This window comes from Streptomyces sp. NPDC002181 (assembly GCF_042890485.1).
Lineage (GTDB): Bacteria > Actinomycetota > Actinomycetes > Streptomycetales > Streptomycetaceae > Streptomyces.
In genome coordinates, this window is record NZ_JBIASC010000004.1 from 409,148 (window position 1) to 427,403 (window position 18,256).

General features: G+C 73.0%; 13 protein-coding genes and 1 pseudogene. 10 read left to right on the forward strand and 4 right to left on the reverse strand.

Annotation, left to right across the window (positions count from 1 at the left end; translation table 11 throughout):
* Positions 1-46: 46 nt before the first annotated feature.
* From leuS to ACFYXV_RS14280, 6 genes and pseudogenes are all read left to right on the forward strand, one after another.
* Complete coding sequence (leuS, locus tag ACFYXV_RS14255) at positions 47-2,917, forward strand: leucine--tRNA ligase (RefSeq protein WP_389383005.1); 2,871 nt, start codon at positions 47-49, stop codon at positions 2,915-2,917.
* Positions 2,918-3,127: 210 nt separating this feature from the next.
* Positions 3,128-3,874 carry a hypothetical protein gene (locus ACFYXV_RS14260; RefSeq protein ID WP_389383006.1) on the forward strand — a complete coding sequence of 249 codons (747 nt, stop codon included), beginning with the start codon at positions 3,128-3,130 and terminating at the stop codon, positions 3,872-3,874.
* A gap of 97 nt (positions 3,875-3,971) precedes the next feature.
* Positions 3,972-4,817, forward strand: a complete 846-nt coding sequence (locus ACFYXV_RS14265; RefSeq protein WP_385472400.1) for a DegV family protein — start codon at positions 3,972-3,974, stop codon at positions 4,815-4,817.
* Positions 4,818-4,915: 98 nt separating this feature from the next.
* Positions 4,916-5,911 (forward strand): helix-hairpin-helix domain-containing protein, encoded by a 996-nt coding sequence (locus ACFYXV_RS14270; protein ID WP_385472397.1) that lies wholly within the window; start codon positions 4,916-4,918, stop codon positions 5,909-5,911.
* Positions 5,908-8,280 (forward strand): annotated as a pseudogene (locus ACFYXV_RS14275) (ComEC/Rec2 family competence protein); the annotation flags it as partial. The gene ACFYXV_RS14270 and the pseudogene ACFYXV_RS14275, both read left to right, overlap by 4 nt.
* A gap of 157 nt (positions 8,281-8,437) precedes the next feature.
* The gene (locus ACFYXV_RS14280) at positions 8,438-9,298 is read left to right on the forward strand and encodes a YceI family protein (protein ID WP_383344522.1); all 861 of its coding nucleotides are present in this window, start codon (positions 8,438-8,440) and stop codon (positions 9,296-9,298) included.
* An 8-nt stretch (positions 9,299-9,306) separates the two neighbouring features.
* On the opposite strand, the gene ACFYXV_RS14285 is transcribed toward ACFYXV_RS14280, so the two are convergent.
* Positions 9,307-9,549 carry a hypothetical protein gene (locus ACFYXV_RS14285; RefSeq protein WP_383344519.1) on the reverse strand — a complete coding sequence of 81 codons (243 nt, stop codon included), beginning with the start codon at positions 9,547-9,549 and terminating at the stop codon, positions 9,307-9,309.
* Positions 9,550-9,625: 76 nt separating this feature from the next.
* On the opposite strand from ACFYXV_RS14285, the gene holA reads away from it, so the two are divergent.
* Positions 9,626-10,618 (forward strand): DNA polymerase III subunit delta, encoded by a 993-nt coding sequence (gene holA, locus ACFYXV_RS14290; protein WP_385472394.1) that lies wholly within the window; start codon positions 9,626-9,628, stop codon positions 10,616-10,618.
* A 270-nt stretch (positions 10,619-10,888) separates the two neighbouring features.
* Here the strand turns inward: holA and rpsT are convergent, their stop codons facing one another.
* On the reverse strand, positions 10,889-11,155 hold the full coding sequence (gene rpsT / locus ACFYXV_RS14295) for a 30S ribosomal protein S20 (RefSeq protein ID WP_382984841.1): 267 nt from the start codon (positions 11,153-11,155) through the stop codon (positions 10,889-10,891).
* A 211-nt stretch (positions 11,156-11,366) separates the two neighbouring features.
* On the opposite strand from rpsT, the gene lepA reads away from it, so the two are divergent.
* The 3 genes from lepA (at position 11,367) to hemW (ending at position 16,657) form a co-directional block, all read left to right on the forward strand.
* Positions 11,367-13,232, forward strand: a complete 1,866-nt coding sequence (gene lepA, locus ACFYXV_RS14300) for a translation elongation factor 4 (protein WP_030159296.1) — start codon at positions 11,367-11,369, stop codon at positions 13,230-13,232.
* 201 nt (positions 13,233-13,433) lie between these two features.
* Positions 13,434-15,323 carry an AMP-dependent synthetase/ligase gene (locus ACFYXV_RS14305; RefSeq protein WP_385472388.1) on the forward strand — a complete coding sequence of 630 codons (1,890 nt, stop codon included), beginning with the start codon at positions 13,434-13,436 and terminating at the stop codon, positions 15,321-15,323.
* A 101-nt stretch (positions 15,324-15,424) separates the two neighbouring features.
* Positions 15,425-16,657: a radical SAM family heme chaperone HemW gene (gene hemW / locus ACFYXV_RS14310; RefSeq protein WP_385472385.1), complete on the forward strand. Its 1,233-nt coding sequence runs from the start codon at positions 15,425-15,427 to the stop codon at positions 16,655-16,657.
* Between the two features lie 44 nt (positions 16,658-16,701).
* Here hemW and ACFYXV_RS14315 read toward each other — a convergent pair whose 3' ends face one another.
* On the reverse strand, positions 16,702-17,499 hold the full coding sequence (locus ACFYXV_RS14315; protein ID WP_385472382.1) for a DUF3097 domain-containing protein: 798 nt from the start codon (positions 17,497-17,499) through the stop codon (positions 16,702-16,704).
* A gap of 28 nt (positions 17,500-17,527) precedes the next feature.
* Complete coding sequence (locus ACFYXV_RS14320) at positions 17,528-18,253, reverse strand: MBL fold metallo-hydrolase (protein ID WP_389383007.1); 726 nt, start codon at positions 18,251-18,253, stop codon at positions 17,528-17,530.
* Positions 18,254-18,256: the final 3 nt, after the last annotated feature.

Genomic DNA, 18,256 nt, shown 5'->3' on the forward strand with positions numbered 1-18,256 from the left:
TGGGCAGGCAGAGACGGCAGAGACGATCGATGGAGCTTCAGAAATCATGAGCGAGACGAACACCCCGGCCCCCGAGGCGGCCGAGGCGCACCGTTACACGGCTGCCATGGCCGCCGACATCGAGGCACGCTGGCAGGACGTATGGGACGCGCAGGGCACGTACGAGGCCCCGAACCCGTCCGGTGACCTGGCCGGTGACGCGTCGGTCGTCGCGCGCCCCAAGAAGTTCATCATGGACATGTTCCCGTACCCGTCCGGCGCCGGCCTGCACGTCGGCCACCCGCTGGGGTACATCGCCACCGACGTCTACGCCCGCCACCAGCGGATGAGCGGCCACAACGTCCTGCACACCCTGGGCTTCGACGCCTTCGGCCTGCCGGCCGAGCAGTACGCCGTGCAGACCGGCACGCACCCGCGCGTGTCCACCGAGGCGAACATCGAGAACATGAAGGTCCAGCTGCGCCGGCTGGGCCTGGGCCACGACAAGCGCCGCTCGTTCGCGACGATCGACCCGGACTACTACAAGTGGACCCAGTGGATCTTCCTGCAGATCTACAACTCCTGGTACGACGCGGACGCGGCCAAGGCGCGCCCGATCGCCGAGCTGGTCGCCGCCTTCGAGGACGGCTCCCGTGAGGTCCCCGGGGGCCGCTCCTGGGCCGCGCTGACCGCGGGCGAGCGGGCCGACGTGCTGAACGAGCACCGGCTGGCGTACGCCTCGGACGCGCCCGTCAACTGGTGCCCCGGGCTGGGCACCGTACTGGCCAACGAGGAGGTCACCGCGGACGGCCGCTCCGAGCGCGGCAACTTCCCGGTCTTCAAGTCCAAGCTGAGCCAGTGGAACATGCGGATCACCGCCTACGCGGACCGCCTGATCGACGACCTGGACGCGCTGGACTGGCCCGAGGCCATCAAGCTGCAGCAGCGCAACTGGATCGGCCGCAGCGAGGGCGCCCGCGTCGACTTCGCGGTCGGCGACGACGCCATCACGGTGTTCACCACGCGCCCCGACACCCTGTTCGGCGCCACCTACATGGTGCTGGCGCCCGAGCACGCGCTGGTCGAGAAGATCGTCCCGGCCGAGTGGCCCGAGGGCACGCACCAGCTGTGGACCGGCGGCGCGGCGACCCCCGGCGAGGCCGTGGACGCGTACCGCAAGCAGGCCGCCGCCAAGTCGGACGTGGAGCGGCAGGCCGAGGCCAAGGACAAGACCGGTGTCTTCACCGGCGCGTACGCGGTCAACCCGGTCAGCGGCGACCAGGTCCCCGTCTTCATCGCGGACTACGTGCTGATGGGCTACGGCACCGGCGCGATCATGGCCGTCCCGGCGCACGACGGCCGCGACTTCGAGTTCGCGCGCGCCTTCGAGCTGCCGATGCGCTGCGTCGTGGAGCCCTCGGACGACCGCGACGCCGACCCGGCGGAGTGGGAGGACGCGTTCTCCTCGTACGACGGCACCATCGTGAACTCGACCGGCGAGGGCGTCTCCCTGGACGGCCTGGGCGTCGTCGAGGCGAAGGCCGCCATCACGGCCTGGCTGGCAGAGCGGGGCATCGGCGAGGGAACCGTCAACTTCCGGCTGCGCGACTGGCTGTTCAGCCGCCAGCGCTACTGGGGCGAGCCCTTCCCGATCGTCTACGACGAGGACGGCGTCGCGCACCCGCTGCCCGCCTCGATGCTGCCGCTGGAACTGCCCGAGGTCGAGGACTACTCGCCGCGCACCTTCGAGCCGGACGACGCCGCCTCGAAGCCGGAGACCCCGCTGTCGCGGAACGAAGAGTGGGTCAACGTCGAGCTGGACCTGGGCGACGGGCGCGGGCTGCGCTCGTACCGCCGCGAGACCAACACCATGCCCAACTGGGCCGGTTCCTGCTGGTACGAGCTGCGCTACCTGGACCCGAACAACGCCTCGGCGCTGGTCGACCCGGAGATCGAGCAGTACTGGATGGGTCCGCGCGAGGGCGCTCCGCACGGCGGCGTCGACCTGTACGTGGGCGGCGCCGAGCACGCGGTGCTGCACCTGCTGTACGCGCGCTTCTGGTCCAAGGTGCTGTTCGACCTGGGCCACGTGTCGTCGGCCGAGCCGTTCCACAAGCTGTTCAACCAGGGCATGATCCAGGCGTACGCCTACACCGACGCGCGCGGCGTGTACGTCCCGGCGGCCGAGGTCGAGGAGCGCGACGGCGGCTGGTTCTTCCAGGGCGAGCCGGTCAAGCGCGAGCACGGCAAGATGGGCAAGTCCCTGAAGAACGCCGTCACCCCGGACGAGATCTGCGAGGAGTACGGCGCGGACACCCTGCGCCTGTACGAGATGGCGATGGGCCCGCTGGACGTCTCCCGTCCGTGGGACACCCGGGCCGTGGTGGGCCAGTACCGGCTGCTGCAGCGCCTGTGGCGCAACATCGTGGACGAGGAGACCGGCGCCGTGACGGTCGTCGACTCCGAGCCGGGCGAGGACACCCTGCGCGCGCTGCACAAGGCGATCGACGGGGCCGGCGCGGACATGGCGGGGCTGCGCTTCAACACCGCCATCGCCAAGATCACCGAGCTGAACAACTTCCTGACCAAGGCCGGGCGGCCGCTGGAGCGCTCGGTCGCGGAGCGGCTGGTGCTGCTGGTCGCCCCGCTGGCCCCGCACATCGCGGAGGAGCTGTGGCGCCGCCTGGGCCACGCCGACTCGGTGGTCCACCAGGACTTCCCGGTCGCGGACCCGGCGTACGTCGTGGACGAGAGCGTGACCTGCGTCGTCCAGATCAAGGGCAAGGTCAAGGCGCGTCTGGAGGTTCCGCCGACGATCTCCGAGGGCGACCTGGAGCAGCTGGCGCTGGCCGACGGGGCGGTCGTGGCGGCGCTGGGCGGGGCCGAGATCCGCAAGGTGATCGTGCGCGCTCCGAAGCTGGTGAACATCGTCGTGTGACGGTCGTCGAAGCTGGTGGGCATCGTCATGTGACGGTGGTCGAAGCTGGTGGGCATCGTCATGTGACGGTCTTCGTGTGACGTATGACCCCGGTGACCATGGTCTAGGGGTTGTCCCGTACGGGCAGGTTGGGGGTTCGATTGGAACCCCCGGCCTGCCCGTGGCGTTTACCGTGGAGAGGACGGAGACGGCAGGGGAAGGGAGCCTCTCATGGAGGCGGGCGTGTTGATCATCATCTTTGCCCTGTTGGTGCTGTTCGCCTTCCTGGGGCTGGGTGCCTGGGCCGCCGTGAAGGCGGTCGGGGCGGCGAAGCGCGGGGTGGACCGTACGATCACCCAGGCCCGCCGGACCGTGGAGGACACGGCGCTGAAGGCCAAGAGCTTCGGTCAGGTCGGCGTGGCGGGGGCGCTGGCGCAGCTGCGGCTGGACCTGCGGACGTCGATGAGGGCCACGCAGCAGGCGCTTTACCAGGGCGTCCAGGCGGATGCCTCCCTGCAGGAGTCGATCGGGCTGTTCGAGCGGCTCAGCGCGCACGGCTACGAGCTGGACGACGAGCTGAAGCGGCTGGAGCAGGAGCCGGACCGGGCGCGGACCGGCGCGATGCTGCCCGAGCTCAAGGAACGGACCGCCCAGATCACGGAGGCGGCGGACTCGCTGCGGTGGGCCGCCCGCGATCGGGCACGGCGCTTCGCCGAGGACGACCTGTCGTCGCTGTCGGCGCAGATCGAGGTCGAATCGGGGGCGCTGCGGGACTGGTCCCGCGAATCGGTGGACGACCTGGCGGCGGCGGCCGCGGCCTGGGACGCCCAGCAGCCGTCGGCGGGGCGCGCGGGGTCCACCGGGCCCGCTGCCGGGTCCACGCGTCGGTCCCCCGAGTCCCCGGCGGCCCTGAATCCGACACCCCCGAAGACCGGGTACCCGTGGCAGAAGGCGCCGCGGCCGGAGACGACGACCTGAACCGCGGGCGCTGAGCGGCGGCGACACGGCACCCTTCCCGGTCCCCTGGCCAGGGCCGGGCTGCCGTCACACCCCCACTGGCGGTAACCTCCGGCTCATGTCCCGCCATGTCGCGATCGTCACCGATTCCACGGCCTACCTGCCCCAACCGGCCATGTCGCGGCACGGAATCACCTCCGTCCCGCTGACCGTGGTCCTCGGCGACGAGGCCCTCGAAGAGGGCACCGAGATCTCGGCCCGCAGCCTCGCCCTGGCCCTGCAGAAGCGCCGCCCGGTCACGACCTCCCGGCCCAGCCCGGAGGAGTTCGTACGGGCCTACCGGGCGGCCGCGGAGGCCGGTGCGACCGGCATCGTGAGCCTGCACCTGTCCGCCGAGTTCTCCGGCACCTACGACGCAGCCGTCGTCGCCGCCAAGACCGCCCCGGTACCCGTCCGCGTCGTCGACACCGGCATGGTCGCGATGGCCCTGGGCTTCTGCGCCCTCGCCGCCGCCGAGGTCGCCGAAACCGGCGGTTCCGTCGACGAGGCCGTGGCCGCCGCCGAGAAGCGGGCCGCCGACATGTCCGCGTACTTCTACGTCGACACCCTCGACTACCTGCGCCGCGGCGGGCGCATCGGGGCCGCCCAGGCCCTCCTCGGCTCGGCCCTCGCCGTCAAGCCGCTGCTCACCCTGGAAGGCGGGCGGATCGAAATGCTGGAGAAGGTGCGTACGGCGTCCAAGGCCATCGCCCGCCTGGAGGAGCTGGCCGTGGAGCGGGCCGGGGCGGGCAGCGTCGACGTGGCCGTGCACCACCTCGCGGCGCCCGAGCGGGCCGAGAAGCTGGCGCAGAGGCTGCGCGAGCGCATCCCCGGGCTGGTCGAACTGCACGTCAGCGAGGTCGGGGCGGTGATCGGCGCGCACACCGGACCGGGGCTGCTGGCGGCGGTCGTCTCCCCCCGCTGATCACCGGAACGAGTGGCGGAGTTATCCACAGCGGCCGGGATTTCCACCGGAATTGATAACTCCGAACCGGGGTCGGGATTCGCCCCTACCGTCGTGCCATGACTCTTCGCACACGTACCTCGCCCTCATCGCCCCCCTCCTCCGGAGCCACCAGCGGTCCCGGCCGGTCCCGGCTTTCCGACGGGCGGCTGCGCCACCGCCGGGCGCGTCCGCGCGCCCGTCACCCCGAGCCCGCTGCGGTGCGGCTCCGGGCCGAAGCCCTGCTGGGCGGGGGCCCGCAGCCACCGCCGCAGTCCCCGCCGCCGGAGGCGGGTCCGAGTCCGGGGCCCGCCATCCGGTCCGTGGCCGACCCGCCGCCCGGCGAGACGCCGTTGGGGGTGCCGCCGCCCCGGCAGGCCCCGCTGTCCGGGGGAGCTGCGCTGCGGCTCGCGCTGTCGGAGCGGCTGCCGCTGTGGCTGCAGGCCCGGTGCGCGGTGGAGCCGCGCACGGTGGCCGCCGTGGGGGTGGTGCTGGCCGCCGCCGTGGCCTTCGGGGCGCAGCAGTACTGGACGGCCCGGCCGCAGCCGGTGACCGCGCCCACGGTGGTCGCCCCGGCCACGGCACCCGCTCCGGCGGCGAGCCCCGGGCCGGCCGCCGCCGCGGGAGGCGGCGGTGCGCGGATCGTGGTGGACGTCAGCGGCAAGGTGCGTGACCCGGGGGTGCGGCGGCTGCCCGCCGGGGCGCGGGTCGAGGACGCGCTGGCCGCAGCGGGGGGAGTGCGGCCCGGTACGGATGTCAGCGGGCTCAACCGGGCCCGGGTGCTGGTCGACGGCGAGCAGGTGGTGGTGGGCGCCCCGGCGCAGCCCGCTCAGGGCGGGCCCGGGGCCGGCGCGGGCCCGGGCGGGGGTGCCGGTGGTGCGGCCGGGCCGCTGAGTCTCGGCACGGCGACCGTGGAGCAGCTGGACGGCCTGCCCGGAGTCGGCCCGGTGCTGGCGCAGCACATCGTGGAGTTCCGGACCGCCCGGGGCGGCTTCCGCTCGGTGGAGGAGCTCCGGCAGGTCGACGGCATCGGGGAGCGGCGCTTCGCCGACCTGCGCAAGCTGGTGCGGCCGTGAAGGGACCCGAGGGCCCGGCTCCGGTGGATCTGCGCCTGGTGGTGCCGGCGGTGGCCGCCTGGGCGGCCGCCGCCCTCGCCCTCGACGCACCGCCCCACTGGACCGCCGCCGGGGCAGGGCTGGGGATCCTCGGCGCGGGGCTGCTGCTCCTGGCCGCCTGCCGGCGTCCGGAGTCGCTGTGGCGGATCGGCCCGGCCGCGGCCGCCGTCCTGCTCTGCGCGGCCGCCGGGGCCGGGGTGGCCGGCCTCCAGCGGGCAGAGGCGCGGGCCGGGCCGGTCGTGGGGCTCGCGGGGGAGCACGCCCGGGTCCTCGCCGAGCTCACCGTCGGCTCCGACCCACGGTCCGCGCGCGGCGGGAGCGGCCCGCCCGTGGTGGTCCTGGACGCGGTGCTGACCCGGGTGACCGCCCCCGACGGAACGCGGACCCGGGTCGATACCCCCGTGCGGGTGCTGGCCGGGCATCCACAGTGGGCCCGGCTGCAGCCCTCCACCCGGATCGCGGTCGTCGCCCGGCTGGCCCCGGGCCGGGCCGGGGAGCGGGCCGTGGCACTGCTGCGCCCCGCGGGGGACACCCCGCCGCGGGTGACCGGCGGGCCCGACACCGTCCAGCGGATCGCCGGGCGGCTGCGGGCCGGGCTGCGCGAGGCCACCGAGGGGCTCGCCCCGGACGCGCGGGCCCTGCTGCCGGGGCTGGTCGTCGGGGACACCTCCCGGGTGCCGCCCGATCTGGACGAGGCGTTCCGGGCCACCGACCTGCTGCACCTGCTGGCCGTTTCCGGGTCCAACCTGACCGTGGTGCTGTTCCTGCTCATCGGCGCGCCCGCCGCCGCGCAGCGCGCCGAGAGGGGCGGTCTGGCGCCCCGCCTGGGGCTGTCCCTGCGGGCGACCGCCCTGTGCGGGGCGGCGCTGACCGTGGTGTTCGTCGTGGTGTGCCGGCCGGAGCCGAGCGTGCTGAGGGCTGCGGCCTGCGGGGCGGTCACCCTGCTGGCCATCGCCACCGGGAGGCGCAGGTCACTGATCCCCGCCCTGGCGGCCGCGGCCCTGCTGCTGGTGCTCCACGATCCGTGGCTCTCCCGCAGCCCCGGGTTCCTGCTCTCGGTCCTGGCCACCGGGTCCCTGCTCACGCTCGGCCCGCGCTGGAGCGCGGCCCTGCGGCGGCGCGGGATGCGGCCCCGGCTCGCCGAGGCACTGGGCGCGGCCGCGGCCGCCCAGGCGGTCTGCGCGCCGGTGGTCGCCGTGCTCTCCGCCCGGGTGAGCCTGGTCGCCGTGCCGTGCAATCTGCTGGCCGAGCTCGCGGCGGGCCCGGCGACCGTGCTTGGCTTCGCGGCGCTCGCGGCGGCGCCGCTGTGCATGCCCGTCGCCGAGCTGCTCGCCCGGTGCGCGGGGGTGCCGGCCGGGTGGATCGCCGGCGTGGCCCGGGCCGGGGCCCGGCTGCCGGGTGCGGAGCTGGCCTGGCCGGGCGGGCTCGCCGGGGGAGTGCTGCTGGCCGTCGCCACCCTGGCCGTGGTGGGGATCGGCGCGCGGATCCGCCGCCGGCCGTGGGTGTGCTCCGCCCTGGCCGTGCTGCTGCTCCTGGCCGTGCTGCGGCCGCCGCAGTTGACCCGTACGCTCACCCGCTGGCCGCCGCCCGACTGGAGTTACGTGCAGTGCGCGGTGGGCCAGGGTGACGCCGCCGTGCTCTCCGTCGGCCCGGGCACGGCCGTGGTGGTGGACGCCGGTCCGGAGCCGGGACCGGTGGACGCGTGCCTGCGCGCTCTGGGCGTGAGCCGGGTGCCCCTGCTCCTGCTGACGCACTTTCACGCGGACCACGTCGGCGGCCTGTCCGGGGTGCTGCGGGGCCGGGCCGTGGGTGTGATTCAGACCACCACGCTGGAAGAGCCGTCCGCTCAGGCCGCCTTCGTCCGGCGGACCGCCGCGGCGGCGCGCGTACCCGTCGCGGCGGCCTCGGCGGGCGAGCGGCGCCGGACCGGGCCCCTGCAGTGGCAGGTGCTGTGGCCCCCGCCCGACGGGCCGCGGCCGGAGGGGCCCAACGATGCCAGCGTCGCCCTGCTGGTCCGCGGCGCGGGCCTGACCCTGCTGTTGCTCGGGGATCTCGAACCGCCTTCGCAGGAAGCCCTTTTGAGGGCCCATCCGGAACTGGGACCGGTGGATGTCCTCAAGGTCGCGCACCACGGCTCCGCCCATCAGGACCCCGGCCTCCAGGCCCGTGTCCGGCCCCGGCTCGCGCTCGTCCCGGTCGGCGAGGACAACCGGTACGGGCACCCCGCGCCGGGTACGCTCGCGCGGCTGCGGGCCATGGGTGCGACCGTGCTGCGCACCGATACCGACGGTTCGATCGCGGTGGCCGGGAGCGGTCCGGGGATGCGGGCGTTCCCCTCGATTCGGCGGCGGCGCCGACACGGGCATACCGGACACTGCCTTTCCGTTTGCCCGCAACCCGACAGCATGATCGAATGCGTCTTCGCCAGAGCGGTACAAGTCCACAGAGCACGGGGGTGCCTCAACCATGTTCGGTCGCCGAAGAGGGATGGAGACGGCCGGAAGCGCCGGTTCGCACACGTCCGCCACGCTGACGCTGCCCCATACGGCGCGGCTGCTCAGCTGTCGCGTCCTCGACACCGTCCACCAACCGGTCAGGCAGGCGAAGTTCGAGGTGACCGACCCGATCGGCCGGCGCGTCGTCAGCGGCGAGACCGACCCGTACGGCGGGTTCACCGCGGCCGTTCCGGAGGGCGAGTACCGGCTCTCCGTCACCGCCGAGGGCTACGCGCCGTTCCACGGGGCGACCCTGGTCGGGGACCCGGGCCAGCCCGGCACGGGGGAGATCGTCCTCGACGCCGTGGAGCCGCCGCTGTTGCCGGCGCCCGGCCACTGGGAGCTCGACCCGGCGCATTCGTCGATCGCCTTCACCGCCCAGCACATCGGCTTCGCCAAGATCCGCGGCCGGTTCAACACCTTCGCCGGCGGGGTGCGGATAGCCGACCGCATGGAGGACTCCTCCATGCACGTGATCATCGACGCGGCGAGCATCGACACCGGCCTGCGGATGCGGGACGACCACCTGCGGTCCGCCGACTTCCTGGACGCGGCCCGGCATCCGACGGTCGAGTTCTACAGCGAGCGGTTCATCCACCGCAGCGGCAGCCGATGGGCCGTCGCGGGGGCCCTGACCCTGCACGGGGCCAGCCGCTCGGTGACGCTGGACACCGAATACCTGGGCCTCGGGACGGGGTTGGAGGGCGAACCGCGCGCGGCCTGCCGGGCCACCGCCGAACTGCACCGCGAGGACTTCGGCGTGAACTGGCAGTCCGTGCTGGCCCAGGGCATAGCGGCGATCGGTTCGAGCGTGGAAGTGGTGCTGGACGTCCAGATCGTGCACAAGGCCTAGCCAGGGGGCTACGGGGCTTCCAGCCAGCCCTCGTACTCGGCGGCGAGGGCGTCCAGCGCCGTGGTGTCGAGCCGTTCCTGCGGGTCCTCGACGACCACCAGCCACTGGGCGTCCTCGGCGTCGTCCTCCCCGGCGAGGGCGTCGCGGAACAGCTGCGGCTCCTCGGGGAGGCCGAAGCGGTCCGCGGCCTCCTGGGCCACCTCCTCGGCGGCGTCGCGGTCGGGCAGGACCAGTACATGTCGCACGTTCACCCGGTCATTCTCCGGGATGCGGTGGGGGAGGCAGCGGTGCGGGGGGCTGTCAGTGCGGCGTGGGATGCTGGACGCGATGGCCACCAGGAAGAACTCCACCGACGATCCGCTCGCCCCGCTCACCCTCGCGGTGGGGCAGGAGGACCTGCTGCTCGACCGCGCCGTACGGGAGGTGGTGGCGGCCGCCCGGGCCGTTGACGCCGATACGGACGTGCGCGACCTCGCCCCGGAGCAGCTCCAGCCCGGCACGCTCGCCGAGCTGACCAGCCCCTCGCTCTTCTCCGAGCGCAAGGTGCTGGTCGTACGCAATGCGCAGGACCTGTCCGCCGACACGGTCAAGGAGGTCAAGGCGTACCTCGCGGCGCCGTTCGAGGAGATCATCCTCGTGCTCCTCCACGCCGGCGGGGTCAAGGGCAAGGGGTTGCTGGACGCGGCGCGCAAGGCCGGGGCCCGGGAGATCGCCTGCCCGAAGATGACGAAGGCGGCGGACCGGCTGGCGTTCGTGCGGGGCGAGTTCCGCACGCTGGGCCGGTCGGCGACTCCGGAGGCCTGCCAGACGCTGGTCGACGCGATCGGCAGCGATCTGCGGGAGCTGGCGAGTGCGGCCGCGCAGCTGTGCGCTGACGTCGAGGGCACGATCGACGAATCCGTGGTCGGGCGGTACTACACGGGCCGGGCCGAGGCCTCCAGCTTCACGGTCGCCGACCGGGCGGTCGAGGGGCGGGCGGCGGAGGCCCTCGAAGCCCTGCGCTGGTCCCTGTCCACGGGGGTGGCGCCGGTGCTGATCACCAGCGCGCTGGCGCAGGCGGTGCGGGCCATCGGCAAGCTGGCCTCCGCCCCGCGCGGCGCCCGCCCCGGCGATCTCGCCCGGGACCTCGGCATGCCCCCCTGGAAGATCGACCGGGTCCGCCAGCAGATGCGCGGCTGGTCGGCGGACGGCGTCGCCGACGCCCTGCGCGCCGTCGCCGCGGCCGACGCCGGCGTCAAGGGCGGCGGAGACGATCCGGGGTACGCCCTGGAAAAGGCGGTCGTGGCCGTGGCACGGGCCGCCCGCCCCCAGCGCCGGTAACCGGCCCGGTGCCGGTAACCGGCCCGGCGCCGGTGACCCGACCGCGTCTCGCCGGTCGCCGGCCGGTCCGACCGTCGGCCGGCGACCGCCGGACCGTCCCGGGCAAGGCGAAGGCCCCGGGAGCCGCCCTGGGGAAGGGAGGCTCTCGGGGCCTTCGTTACTTCTTGTTGCGCCGCACCCGCGTGGCGAACGCTTCGTGTGCGGCGCGGGGTGCCGGTCAGGAGCGGGAGAGAGGGCCCGCTGGATCCGTTCCGGCGATCACATCAGAGCTCAGCCCTGGAGGGAGGCAACCTTGGTGGCCAGCGCCGACTTCTTGTTGGCGGCGGCGTTCTTGTGGATGACACCCTTCGAGACAGCCTTGTCGAGCGCACGCGCGGCGGCGCGAGAAGCCACGGTGGCCTTCTCGACGTCACCCGCGGCCACGGCCTCGCGGGCCTTGCGGATCGCGGTCTTGAGCGAAGACTTGACGGCCTTGTTGCGCAGGCGCGCCTTCTCGTTCGTCTTGTTCCGCTTGATCTGGGACTTGATGTTCGCCACGAAAGAGCCTTTTCAGGTTCAGAGTTTGATCTTCGGATTGTGTCCCGACAGCTGAGAGGGCATACGAGACACAGCTGCCCAGGCTACCAGGCGCGCTCCGACCGGCCCAAACCGAGCGCATCGCCCCGTCCATGGGACCATGGGAGCCTGCGTACAGATCCGACGAGAGCCGGAAACGCTTCCGACTGCGACCCGAGAATCAGGACACTGCGTGCCCGCGATCCCCAGCCACGTGCCCGAGCCGAGCCGTACCGACCCGGCGCTGATCCGCAATTTCTGCATCATCGCGCACATCGACCACGGCAAGTCGACGCTCGCCGACCGGATGCTCCAGCTCACCGGCGTCGTCGACCAGCGGCAGATGCGCGCCCAGTACCTCGACCGCATGGACATCGAGCGTGAGCGCGGCATCACGATCAAGTCCCAGGCGGTCCGACTGCCCTGGGCGCCCACCGTGGGCGAGGGCCAGGGCAAGACGCACATCCTCAACATGATCGACACCCCCGGGCACGTCGACTTCACGTACGAGGTCTCGCGCTCCCTCGCCGCCTGCGAGGGCACCGTCCTCCTCGTGGACGCCGCACAGGGCATCGAGGCCCAGACCCTCGCCAACCTGTACCTGGCGATGGAGAACGACCTCGCGATCGTCCCCGTCCTGAACAAGATCGACCTGCCGGCGGCCCAGCCGGAGAAGTTCGCCGAGGAGCTCGCGAACCTGGTCGGCTGCCAGCCCGAGGACGTGCTGCGGGTCTCCGCGAAGACCGGCCTCGGCGTGGACGCCCTGCTTGACAAGGTCGTCGCCACCGTCCCGGCCCCGGTCGGCGTCAAGGACGCCCCCGCCCGCGCGATGATCTTCGACTCGGTCTACGACTCGTACCGCGGCGTCGTCACGTACGTCCGTGTGGTCGACGGCCAGCTCAACAAGCGCGAGCGCATCCGGATGATGTCCACCGGTGCCACGCACGAGCTGCTGGAGATCGGTGTCTCCTCCCCGGAGATGACCCCGGCCGACGGCATCGGCGTCGGCGAGGTGGGTTACATCATCACCGGCGTGAAGGACGTCCGTCAGTCCAAGGTCGGTGACACGATCACCAGCCTGCACAACGGCGCGACCGAGGCCCTCGGCGGCTACAAGGACCCGAAGCCGATGGTCTTCTCGGGCCTCTACCCGCTCGACGGCTCCGAGTACCCCGACCTGCGCGAGGCCCTGGACAAGCTCCAGCTCAACGACGCCGCGCTCGTCTACGAGCCGGAGACCTCGGCGGCGCTCGGCTTCGGCTTCCGCGTCGGCTTCCTCGGCCTGCTGCACCTGGACGTGGTCCGTGAGCGCCTGGAGCGCGAGTTCGGCCTCGACCTGATCGCCACCGCGCCGAACGTGGTCTACCGGGTCGTCCTGGAGGACGGCAAGGAAGTCCAGGTCACCAACCCGAGCGAGTTCCCCGAGGGCAAGATCTCGGACGTGTTCGAGCCGGTCGTCCGGGCCACCGTCCTCGCGCCCACCGAGTTCATCGGCGCGATCATGGAGCTCTGCCAGACCCGCCGCGGCACCCTGCTCGGCATGGACTACCTCTCCGAGGACCGTGTCGAGATCCGCTACACCCTCCCCCTCGCGGAGATCGTCTTCGACTTCTTCGACCAGCTGAAGTCCAAGACGCGCGGTTACGCCTCCCTCGACTACGAGCCCACCGGCGAGCAGTCCGGCAGCCTCGTCAAGGTCGACATCCTGCTGCACGGCGACAAGGTCGACGCCTTCTCCGCCGTCACCCACAAGGACGCGGCGTACGCGTACGGCGTGCGCCTCGTCGCCAAGCTGCGCGAGCTCATCCCGCGGCAGGCCTTCGAGGTGCCGATCCAGGCGGCCGTCGGCTCGCGCGTCATCGCCCGCGAGACCATCCGCGCCATCCGCAAGGACGTCCTCGCCAAGTGCTACGGCGGTGACATCTCCCGTAAGCGGAAGCTGCTGGAGAAGCAGAAGGAAGGCAAGAAGCGCATGAAGATGGTCGGCTCGGTGGAGGTGCCCCAGGAGGCCTTCATCGCCGTCCTCTCCAGCGACGAGTCCGCGGGCAAGAAGAAGTAGTCCGCGGCGGGCGCCGCAGAGCAGTGCCATACGGAACGGGCCCCCACGCCGACGCGCGGGGGCCTGTTTCGTTATGAATCGGCCGCTCGCGGACCCTTACGCGTCGGCCGGAGGACACCTAGTCTGATAACTGCTCGATGGTTACTCGCCAGTTACAAGCCCCTGAATGACAGGCCCTGCCGCGTGGTCCGGAGGACGTCCGTGAGCGACACACAGACCTTGATCGAGAACCGCCCGCCCACCGTGGCGGCCCTCTTCCTTGAGCGTGTCGCCGCCACGCCGAACGCCGAGGCATACCGGTTCCCGGTGCCCGCGGCCGGCGGCAGCGGCCCCGACGACTGGAAGTCGCTGAGCTGGGGCCAGGCGGCCGAGCGGGTCTTCGGCATCGCCGCCGGCCTGCTGGAGCTGGGCCTGGGACCCGAGGACCGGGTCGCGCTCGCCTCCAACACCCGCGTCGAGTGGATCCTCGCGGACCTCGGCGTCATGTGCGCCGGCGGCGCGGTCACCACGATCTACCCCAGCACCAACGCCGAGGAGTCGGCGTTCATCCTCTCCGACTCCGCCAGCCGCGTGCTGATCGCCGAGGACGCCTCCCAGCTCGCCAAGGCCCGCGAACGCCGCGCCGACCTGCCCGAGCTCGCCCACGTCGTGGTCGTGGAGGCCGCCGACGCGGTGCCCGCCCCCGGAGATCCGGAGGGCTGGGTGCTCTCCCTCGCCGACCTGGAGGCCCGCGGCACGGCCTACCTCGCCAAGCACCCCGAGGCGGTCAAGGAGCGCATCGGCGCCATCACCGCCGACCAGCTCGCCACGCTCATCTACACCTCGGGCACCACCGGCCGCCCCAAGGGCGTACGCCTGCCGCACGACAACTGGTCGTACATGGCCAAGGCCACCGTCGCCACCGGCATGATCTCCAGCACCGACGTCCAGTACCTGTGGCTGCCCCTCGCGCACGTCTTCGGCAAGGTCCTGACCTCCGGCCAGATCGAGGTCGGACACGTCACGGCCGTCGACGGCCGCATCGACAAGATCATCGAGAACCTTCCGGTCGTCCAGCCCACCTACATGGCGGCCGTCCCCCGCATCTTCGAGAAGGTCTACAACGGGGTCGCGGCCAAGGCCCGGGCCGGCGGCGGCGCCAAGTACAAGATCTTCCAGTGGTCGGTCGGCGTGGCCCGCGAGTACGCCAAGACCACCCAGGACAACTACCGGCGCACCGGCAGCCCCGCGGTCCCCTTCGGCCTCGCCACCAAACACAAGATCGCCGACGCGCTCGTCTACTCCAAGCTGCGCGAAGCCTTCGGCGGCCGGCTGCGCGCCGCCGTCTCCGGCGCCTCCGCCCTGGCCCCCGAGATCGGCTACTTCTTCGCCGGCGCCGGCATCAACATCCTGGAGGGTTACGGCCTCACCGAGTCCAGCGCGGCCTCCTTCGTCAACCCCGGCGAGGCCTACCGCACCGGCACCGTCGGCAAGCCGCTCCCCGGCACCGAGGTCCGCATCGCCGACGACGGCGAGATCCTGCTGCGCGGCCCCGGCATCATGCAGGGCTACCACCTCCAGCCCGAGAAGACCGCCGAGGTGCTGGAGGAGGACGGCTGGCTGCACACGGGCGACATCGGCGAGCTCTCGCCCGACGGCTACCTGCGCATCACGGACCGCAAGAAGGACCTGATCAAGACCTCGAACGGCAAGTACGTCGCGCCGGCCGAGATCGAGGGCCGGTTCAAGGCGATCTGCCCGTACGTGTCGAGCATCGTCGTGCACGGCGCCGACCGGAACTTCTGCGCCGCCCTGGTCGCGCTCGACGAGCCGTCGATCATGGTCTGGGCCGCCGAGAACGGGCTGGAGGGCAAGACGTACGGCGAGGTCCTGGCCGCTGCCGAGACGAACCGGCTGATCGAGACGTACGTCCAGACCCTGAACGAGGGCCTCCAGCGCTGGCAGACCATCAAGAAGTTCCGGATCCTGCCCCGCGACCTCGACGTGGAGCACGGCGACCTCACGCCCAGCCTCAAGCTGAAGCGGCCGGCCGTCGAGCGTGAGTTCAAGCACCTGATCGACGAGATGTACGAGGGCTCGCGCGAGGCGTAGCGCGGCGGCGGGCGGCCGGGGGCCGCGCGGGGCCCGTACGAGGGACCCGGGGGCGGCGGCGCGCGGCCGGGCCCCCGGCCCGGGTGCGGGACAATGGGGGCATGCCTTCCGCACTGCCCGACGGTGAACCCATGCCCGAAGACGGCTCGCTGCCGTCGCACGCCCTGGCGGGCGCCGGGGACCGGCCCCTCGGGTTCTACCTGCACGTCCCGTACTGCGCCACGCGGTGCGGGTACTGCGACTTCAACACGTACACCGCGACCGAGCTGCGCGGCACCGGCGGCGTGCTCGCCTCCCGGGAGAACTACGCCGACACCCTGATCGACGAGGTCCGCCTCGCCCGCAAGGTGCTCGGCGACGACCCGCGGGCCGTGCGGACGGTGTTCGTGGGCGGCGGTACGCCGACGCTGCTGCCCGCCGCGGACCTCGTACGGATGCTGGCGGCGATCCGGGACGAGTTCGGGCTCGCCGAGGACGCCGAGGTCACCACGGAGGCCAATCCCGAGTCGGTGAACCCGGAGTACCTGGCGGAGCTGCGGGCCGGGGGCTTCAACCGGGTCTCCTTCGGCATGCAGAGCGCGAAGCAGCACGTCCTGAAGGTGCTCGACCGCACGCACACCCCGGGCCGGCCGGAGGCCTGCGTCGCGGAGGCGCGCGCGGCCGGCTTCGAGCACGTCAACCTGGACCTGATCTACGGCACGCCCGGCGAGACCGACGAGGACTGGCGGGCCTCTCTGGCCGCCGCGCTCGGGGCCGGCCCGGACCACATCAGCGCGTACGCGCTGATCGTGGAGGAGGGCACCCAGCTGGCCCGGCGGATCCGCCGCGGCGAGGTCCCGATGACGGACGACGACGTGCACGCCGACCGGTACCTGATCGCGGACTCGGTGATGGCCGGCGCCGGGTACGACTGGTACGAGGTCTCGAACTGGGCCACCTCGGAGGCGGGCCGCTGCCTGCACAACGAGCTGTACTGGCGCGGCGCCGACTGGTGGGGCGCCGGCCCCGGAGCCCACAGCCACGTGGGCGGGGTCCGCTGGTGGAACGTGAAGCACCCCGGCGCCTACGCCGCCGCCCTCGCGGAGGGCCGCTCCCCGGGCGCGGGCCGCGAGCTCCTCTCCGAGGAGGACCGCCGGGTGGAGCGGATCCTGCTGGAGCTGCGCCTGGTGGACGGCGTACCGCTGTCCCTGCTGGCCCCGGCCGGCCTCGCGGCCTCCCGCAAGGCCCTCGCGGACGGGCTCCTGGAGCCGGCGCCCTACGGGGCGGGCCGCGCCGTCCTGACCCTGCGCGGGCGGCTGCTGGCCGACGCGGTGGTCCGCGACCTGGTGGACTGACCTCCAGGGGGAGTGAACCCGTACGCGTTCCGCCGCGCCCGCCCCTATGCCGTGACGAAGTCGATCAGTTCCTCCACGCGGCCCAGCAGGACCGGCTCCAGGTCCTTGTAGGACCTCACGCGGGACAGGATGTGCTGCCAGGCGGCGCCGGTGTTCTGCGGCCAGCCCAGCGCCGCGCAGACGCCCGTCTTCCAGTCCTGGCCCGGCGGGATCACCGGCCAGGCGGGGATGCCCAGGGCGGACGGCTTCACCGCCTGCCAGACGTCCACGTACGGGTGGCCGACCACCAGGACGTCCGACGAGGTCACCGACGCCGCGATACGGGATTCCTTCGAACCCGGGACCAGGTGGTCCACCAGGACGCCCAGACGGGCGTCGGGGGCCGGGCCGAAGTCGGCGACCACCGCGGGCAGGTCGTCGACGCCCTCCAGGTACTCCACCACCACGCCCTCGATCCGCAGGTCGTCACCCCAGACCCGCTCCACCAGCTCCGCGTCGTGCCGGCCCTCCACGTAGATCCGCCCGGCCCGCGCCACGCGCGCACGCGCCCCCGGGACCGCCACCGAGCCCGAGGCCGTGCGCAAAGGGGCCGCGGGGGCCCGTGAGGGGCGGGTCAGGGTCACCACGGCGCCCTCCAGCAGGAACCCCCGCGGCTCCAGCGGGAACACCCGCCGCTTGCCGAAGCGGTCCTCCAGGGTCACGGTGCCCGCCTCGCAGGCCACCACCGCCCCGCAGAAGTCCGTACCCGCCACCTCGACCACGAGGTCGGTGTCGGCCGGAACCTCCGGCACCGGCTTGGGACGCTTCCACTGCGGGGTCAGGTCGGGGGAGTACTCGCGCATCCGGCCGAGCGTAGGAGAGCGCGCGCCCTCACAGGACCGACACGCCGAACCTCCGTGCCAGTGTGTCGCGTTGCTCACGGACGAAGCCCGCCGTGACCACCGCTCCGTGACCCGGCACGTACAGCGCGTCGTCCCCGCCCAGCGACAGCAGCCGGTCCAGCGCCGCCGGCCACTGCGCCGGCACCGCGTCGCTGCCCGCCTGCGGTTCCCCCGACTCCTCGACGAGGTCCCCGCAGAAGACCGTCTCGCGCTCGCCCGGCACGCACACCGCCAGGTCGTACGGGGAGTGCCCGGGCCCGACGTTGGCCAGCAGCGCCTGCACCCCGCCCAGCTCCAGCGTCCATTCGCCCGACACCGAATGCCGGGGCACCACCAGCAGGTCCGCGGCCTCGGCCGCCTCGGCCTCCGCCAGCCCGTGCCGGACCGCGTCGCCGCGCAGCTCCTCCCGGCCCGTCGACAGCTCCGCGTCCAGCCCGACCGCCCCGTACACCTCGGCCCCGGCGAACGCGCCCGCGCCCAGTACGTGATCGAAATGGCCGTGCGTGAATGCGATATGCGTCACGCGCCGGCCGGTCAGCCGCTCCGCCTCCGCCCGCAGCTGCGCACCTTCGCGCACGCACGAGCCCGGATCGATCAGGAGCACCGACTCGTCCCCCACCACCAGTCCCACCGTGCAGTCCCACACCGGGAGCCGTCGCCGTCCGGTCCGCCCGGTCAGCCGCTCCCAGCCCGCCTCTTCCCAACGCACGTCCATGCC

Coding starts and splice junctions, on each gene's coding strand:
- ACFYXV_RS14320 (WP_389383007.1), bottom strand. CDS start 18,253: ATGGACGTGCGTTGGGAAGAGGCGGGCTGGGAGCGGCTGACCGGGCGG.
- holA (WP_385472394.1), top strand. CDS start 9,626: ATGGCCACCAGGAAGAACTCCACCGACGATCCGCTCGCCCCGCTCACC.
- ACFYXV_RS14270 (WP_385472397.1), top strand. CDS start 4,916: ATGACTCTTCGCACACGTACCTCGCCCTCATCGCCCCCCTCCTCCGGA.
- ACFYXV_RS14315 (WP_385472382.1), bottom strand. CDS start 17,499: ATGCGCGAGTACTCCCCCGACCTGACCCCGCAGTGGAAGCGTCCCAAG.
- ACFYXV_RS14265 (WP_385472400.1), top strand. CDS start 3,972: ATGTCCCGCCATGTCGCGATCGTCACCGATTCCACGGCCTACCTGCCC.
- leuS (WP_389383005.1), top strand. CDS start 47: ATGAGCGAGACGAACACCCCGGCCCCCGAGGCGGCCGAGGCGCACCGT.
- ACFYXV_RS14280 (WP_383344522.1), top strand. CDS start 8,438: ATGGAGACGGCCGGAAGCGCCGGTTCGCACACGTCCGCCACGCTGACG.
- hemW (WP_385472385.1), top strand. CDS start 15,425: ATGCCTTCCGCACTGCCCGACGGTGAACCCATGCCCGAAGACGGCTCG.
- ACFYXV_RS14260 (WP_389383006.1), top strand. CDS start 3,128: ATGGAGGCGGGCGTGTTGATCATCATCTTTGCCCTGTTGGTGCTGTTC.